Origin of the sequence: Actinomadura sp. HBU206391 (assembly GCF_014323665.1) — a bacterium.
GTDB lineage: Bacteria > Actinomycetota > Actinomycetes > Streptosporangiales > Streptosporangiaceae > Actinomadura_C.
In genome coordinates, this window is the sequence record NZ_JABVEB010000324.1 from 1 (window position 1) to 5,416 (window position 5,416).

5 protein-coding genes and 1 pseudogene are annotated in these 5,416 nt (G+C 68.8%); 2 read left to right on the forward strand and 4 right to left on the reverse strand.

Going from position 1 to position 5,416, the window contains the following annotated elements; genetic code table 11:
- Both HKK72_RS35405 and HKK72_RS35410 read right to left on the reverse strand, forming a co-directional pair.
- Positions 1-298, reverse strand: a pseudogene (locus HKK72_RS35405) (hypothetical protein); the annotation flags it as partial.
- 11 nt (positions 299-309) lie between these two features.
- Entirely contained in the window at positions 310-1,656 is a 1,347-nt protein-coding gene (locus HKK72_RS35410) for a hypothetical protein (RefSeq protein ID WP_187238770.1), read from the reverse strand.
- Positions 1,657-1,890: 234 nt separating this feature from the next.
- Between HKK72_RS35410 and HKK72_RS35415 the strand changes: the two genes are divergently transcribed.
- Entirely contained in the window at positions 1,891-2,310 is a 420-nt protein-coding gene (locus HKK72_RS35415) for a hypothetical protein (RefSeq protein WP_187238771.1), read from the forward strand.
- A gap of 78 nt (positions 2,311-2,388) precedes the next feature.
- Here the strand turns inward: HKK72_RS35415 and HKK72_RS35420 are convergent, their stop codons facing one another.
- Positions 2,389-3,924, reverse strand: a complete 1,536-nt coding sequence (locus HKK72_RS35420) for an aldehyde dehydrogenase (RefSeq protein WP_187238772.1) — start codon at positions 3,922-3,924, stop codon at positions 2,389-2,391.
- A 132-nt stretch (positions 3,925-4,056) separates the two neighbouring features.
- Between HKK72_RS35420 and HKK72_RS35425 the strand changes: the two genes are divergently transcribed.
- Positions 4,057-4,728 (forward strand): GntR family transcriptional regulator, encoded by a 672-nt coding sequence (locus HKK72_RS35425; RefSeq protein WP_222721553.1) that lies wholly within the window; start codon positions 4,057-4,059, stop codon positions 4,726-4,728.
- Positions 4,729-4,881: 153 nt separating this feature from the next.
- Here the strand turns inward: HKK72_RS35425 and HKK72_RS35430 are convergent, their stop codons facing one another.
- Complete coding sequence (locus tag HKK72_RS35430) at positions 4,882-5,337, reverse strand: polynucleotide kinase (RefSeq protein WP_187238773.1); 456 nt, start codon at positions 5,335-5,337, stop codon at positions 4,882-4,884.
- Positions 5,338-5,416 lie beyond the last annotated feature (79 nt).

A 5,416-nucleotide genomic window follows, 5' to 3' on the forward strand; every position in this document is an offset into this window, starting at 1 on the left:
TGCGCACCCGGATCCGCCCGGAGTCGAGCGCGCTCTCAGCGGCGGCGAGGTCGGACGCCATGCCCTCGTAGACGGCGGCGTAGAGGATGGCGCGGCGCTGCCCGCCGGTGTAGTCGGGCCAGTCGAGTGGCGCTCCGGAGGTGAGGATGGTGCGGGCGTCCATGCCCGGCACCACCTCGCCGGCGGGGGCCACGTCGATCAGCGTGGGTTCGGCGTCCACGATGCGGCGCAACGCCTCGGCGTTCGCGTCCTCGAGGCTCTGTGCCACATCGCCGGGGAGCTGTTCGGTGGTGGTCATCGGCCGGCCTCTCAAATCATCCGGAGGTACTTGCGGGTCTCCCAGTCGGTGACGACCGCGCCGTACTCGTGGACCTCCTGGCGCCCGTACGACAGGAACGTGCGGTGGAACTCCGGCCCGAAGACCTCGGCGGCGACCGAGTCGGTCTCGAACGCGTCGAGCGCCGCGCCGAGCGAGCTCGGGAGGGACTTGGCTCCGAGCTTCTCCAGCTCCTCGGCGCTGAGCCGATAGGTGTCCTGGTTGAGCGGTTCACCGGGATCGAGCTCGCGGCGGATGCCGTCCAGGCCCGCGCCCAGCACCATCGCCATGCCCAGGTAGTAGTTCACCGCGCTGTCGGCGGTGCGGACCTCGATGCAGTGCCGGTTGACCGGCAGCCTGCACATGAGCGTGCGGTTGTTCTCACCGTACGCCTGGTACACCGGCGCCCAGGAGATCTCCTCCATGAAGCCCTTGCTGGTGAAGCGCTTGTAGGAGTTGACCGTCGGTGAGACCACCGCGCTGATCGCCCCGGCGTGCGCGAGCACCCCGGCGGTGAAGTGCCGCGCCAGGTCGCTGTAGCGGCCGGGCTCGTCGTTCTCGGCGAAGAGGTTGGCCCCCGAGATCGCGTCGGCCAGGCTGACGTTGATGTGCGCGGCCGACCCGAAGTCGTCCTGGAAGGGCTTCGGCATGAAGGTGGCGATGCAGCCGAGTTCCCGGGCGACGTGCTTGGCCATCAACCGGAACACCACCATCCGGTCGGCCATGGTGAGCGCGTCGGCGTAGTCGAAGTTGAACTCGTACTGGCCGTCGCCACCCTCGTGGTCGAACGAGTAGACGCCCCAGCCCAGCTGGTTCATGTACTCGACCATCGGGCCGAGGAACGGCTCGGCGAGGAGCGTCGCCTCGAGGTCATAGCCTCTGGTCGGCCCGTTGTCGGCGTCGCTGGCGACCAGGGGCTTCCAGCCGTCGGCCGTCTCGCGGATGACGTAGAACTCGGGCTCGATGCCGACATTGGCGGTGAATCCCAGTTCACGGGCGGCGGCGACCTGCCGGACCAGGGCGTTGCGGGAGTCCTGCTCGTAGGGCCTGCCGTGCAGGTGCAGCTCGGTGGGCGCGACGGCGAAGCGCCCGTCCCAGGGGAGCACGATGAGGCGGTCGAGGTCGGGGCGGCCTTCGCACTCGTCCTCATGCGGGCCGAGCTCGCCCATGCCCTCCATCGCGCCGACCGTGTAGAGCTCCGAGCCCGACGCCATCGACGGAAGCGACTCCAGCGGCACGCACTTGCTCTTCGGCACGCCGTGGACGTCGACGTAGAAACCGAAGACGTACTTGACGCCCTGGTCGCGTAGTTCCTGCTGGACTGCCTTCACATCGCGCACGAGCGCCTCCAGGGTCGAGTTTCGATGAAAGTACGGCCCAAAAGATCGAAGGTCAATACTTGATTCCAATTTCAAGACGAAAATCGATTCTCGGCGGGTATGTCCTTCGAGGTTCGCACCTAGGCGAAAAGGAGCCCGCCCGCCGCAGGACGGCGAGGGATAACCGGCGGCGTACTGGGGAGAACCACGACCTGGCCGACATCCCGGCGGCGAGTCTCGTCAGTGTGGAGAGTCATGAGAATCCTGGCCCGATCGCATCAGCTTCCGACCCGGCTCGCGGCGGGGGCGTTCCTCCTGAACTCCGGGCTGACCAAGAGAGCGGCGGACCGGCAGACCGCCGAGGGGTTGCACGGGATGGCCGCGGGGACCTATCCGTTCCTCGCCGACCAGGATCCGGAGCAGTTCACCCGTCGGCTCTCGATCGCCGAGGTGGCCCTCGGAACGGCGCTGCTGGTCCCGGTGGTGCCCTCGCTCGTCGCGGGCGCAGGGCTCACCGCCTTCGCGGGCGGCCTGGTCGGCCTGTATCTCAAGACTCCGGGAATGCGCCAGGAGGGCAGCCTGCGCCCCACGCAGCAGGGCATCACCGTCGCCAAGGACGTCTGGCTGCTGGCGATCGGGCTCGGCCTGGTCATGGAAGAGCTCACCAAGGACTGAGACCGACGACGGCGCGACGCATGCGCCCACCCCCGGAGCTCCTCCGCACGAGAGACCGGCCGAATGTCGTGTCGCCCGTCAGTTGAGTCGTCCGGTGGACCCGCCGCCGTACCAGTCGACGTCCTCGGCGGCGGTCCGGACGGTCACGGCACGGATGTTCGTGAAGTCGTTGAACGATTCCCAGCCACCCTCATGGCCGACACCGCTGTCACGCACCCCGCCCCATGGCGAGGACGGATCGAGCCGGTGGTGATCGTTGATCCAGACCATGCCGGTCTCGAGGCGTTCGGCCACCCGGTGCGCGCGGGCGACGTCCCGTGTCCAGATCGCCGAACCGAGCCCGTACGGCGAGTCGTTGGCGAGTGTGATGGCCTCCTCCTCGTCGCTGAAGGGGATCACTACGACGACCGGGCCGAAGATCTCCTCCCGCGCGACCCGCATGTCGTTGGTCACGTCCGCGAGCAGGGTCGGCTCGACGAAGAAGCCGCCCTCGAAGCCGGGAACCCGTGCCTCGTGTCCACCGGCCGCGAGCCGCGCGCCCTCGTCGAGGCCGCCGCGGACGTGGCCGAGGAAGCGCGTCCGCGCCCTCTCCGAGATGACCGGGCCGAGCTGGGTGCTCTCCAGGCTCGGGTCTCCGATGCGGATCGAGCCTGCGATGGCGGCGAGGGCATCGACGAACTCGCGATAGATGCGGCGTTGCACCAGCAGCCGGCTGCCGGCGATGCACGTCTGGCCGGCGCCGACGAACCCGCCGAAGGCGGCCCCGCGAGCGGCGATGTCGACGGGCATGTCGTCGAACACCAGGACCGGGGACTTGCCGCCGAGTTCGAGAGTCGCCCGCGCGAAGCGATCGGCGATCGCGCGTGCGATCGTCCGCCCTTGCTCGACGCCGCCGGTGAAGACGACCTTGCGGACCAGCCGGTGTTCGGTGAGCGCACGGCCGGCCGTCCGGCCCATGCCGGGGACCACGTTCAGCACCCCGGCCGGGACCCCGGCGTCGGCGGCGATGTCACCGAGCATCAGGGCGGTCAGCGGCGTCTGCTCCGACGGCTTCAGCACGACGGTGTTGCCCGTGGCCAGTGCCGGGGCGAGGCTCTTCGAGGTGATCATCAGAGGATGGTTGAAGGACGACACGATCGCGACCACGCCGAGCGGGAAGCGGCTGGTGTAGACGTGGTAGGGGCCGGACATCGGAACGACGGCGCCCCGGTCGGCCAACAGGAGCGCCGCGTTGTAGCGGTACCACTCCGGTAGCCGGGCGATCTGGGCCTTGGTCTCGGTCACCGGCCGCCCGTTGTCCATCGTCTCGAGTCGGTAGAGATCGGCCAACCTCGACTCGATGCCGTCGGCCAGGTGATGGAGCACCCGTGCGCGGGCCTGCCTGGGCAGGTCTCGCCAGCCACCCGAACGAAAGGTCTCCTCGGCGACGCCGACGGCGCGGTCGATGTCCTGCTCACCGGCGCCGGCGAGCTCGGCGAAGATCTCACCGGTGGCCGGATTGACGACCTTGATCTGCTCATCGGTCCCGACCTCTACGCGGCCGCCGATGCGCAGACCCAGGCGAGGTGAGCCCGGCAGGTCGCCCCTCCCGCCGGAGGAAACGCTAACGGTCATGAAGTCTCCCTACGCCGTATACGATTTATGATATATGTATACGGACATTAAGTGTGATATCGGGCAGCGTGACGACGAGCACACCTCGTCACCAACGTCCGGACAGCCGCGAACGGGATCGGTGAGTCACAGGTGGCGGAGTGGAACATGGTGGGGGCGGGCAAGGCCCCGGAGGGCACAGCGGCCGAACGGGTCACCAGCTCATTGCGCCGGCTCGTGCTCACCGGCGCGCTACCGCCCGGCGCCCAGTTGTCGCAGTCCCGCATCGCCGCCGACTACGGTGTCAGCCGCATTCCCGTGCGCGACGCTCTGCAGGTGCTGAGCAGCGAGGGGCTCGTCGACCTCGGCCGCTCGACGGCCGTCGTCCACGGCCTGTCGATCTCGGAACTGCAGGAGCTCTACGAACTCCGCGAAGCGGTGGAGCCCATGCTGACGGGACTGGCCGTGCCCAGTATCGGGCGGGCCGAGGTCACCCAGATGACGTCCCTGGCGGAGGCGATGGAGTCGCCGCTGTCGGCCACGGACTGGCTGGCCGCCAACGCGAAGTTCCACGCGCTGGCCTACTCCTGCGCCGACCGGCCACGGATGATCGAACTCACCGATCGGCTCCGGCGGCTCACCGACCGCTACATCCATCTCCACGTCAGCGTGATCGGCGACACCGACCACCTGCACACCGAGCATCGTCAGATCCTGGCCGCGGTGCGGCGCGGCGATGCCGCCGCCGCCGCCAAGCTCACCCGCGCGCACATCGCCACCGCACACGAGTTCATCCTGCGCTACCTATTGGGCCACGACTCATAACCCACACCGCCCAACTACATGATCACGGCGGGGTACTCTCCGCCGTGATCATGCAGTTGTTCCCTTCCGTCAGGGGCCGGCTTCGCGGTATTTGTGGGTGGTCGTGCGGCCGCAGGTGCTGGGGGTGTCCGCAGATCGCGTCAGGTCTGCCGCTCAAAAGTCGCCGTCGGCCACCTGCAGCACGGTGAGTCCCAGATCTCTCCACATGCGGACGACCTTGGCCCGGTCGTCGAGCACCGCGGTCACGTCGTAGCGCGGTTTGACGCGGCGCCTGTAGAGCTCGCGCTTCACGATGTGGTCGGGGCGGTTGTCGCCGCGGGCGCGCATGTGCAGGGCCTCACCCGGGATACCGACGTGCTCTGCGATCCACACGCGCGTGGCGGCCCTGCACTCCTCGGACCGCCCGGACATGTAGACGATGTGGTGACCGGCGGCGGCGAGCGCCTGGACGACGATGATGACGGGCGTGTGGGGGAGGTCCTCACCGACCCTCGCCCAGTCGTACGGGCTCCGGCAGCCCGGTGCGGCCTCATCGCGTAGCGCGACGGTACCGTCCAGGTCGACCAGGAACGCACCCGGCCGCCGCGCGGCGGTGGAACTGTCACTCACGTCTTCTCCGTCGGCGGGGAGCGGGGCTTGATTACGGTTCGCCCAGCATTGTCCCGCGCCCGACGCGGTCGTCAGCCGG

Coding starts and splice junctions, on each gene's coding strand:
- HKK72_RS35415 (WP_187238771.1), top strand. CDS start 1,891: ATGAGAATCCTGGCCCGATCGCATCAGCTTCCGACCCGGCTCGCGGCG.
- HKK72_RS35420 (WP_187238772.1), bottom strand. CDS start 3,924: ATGACCGTTAGCGTTTCCTCCGGCGGGAGGGGCGACCTGCCGGGCTCA.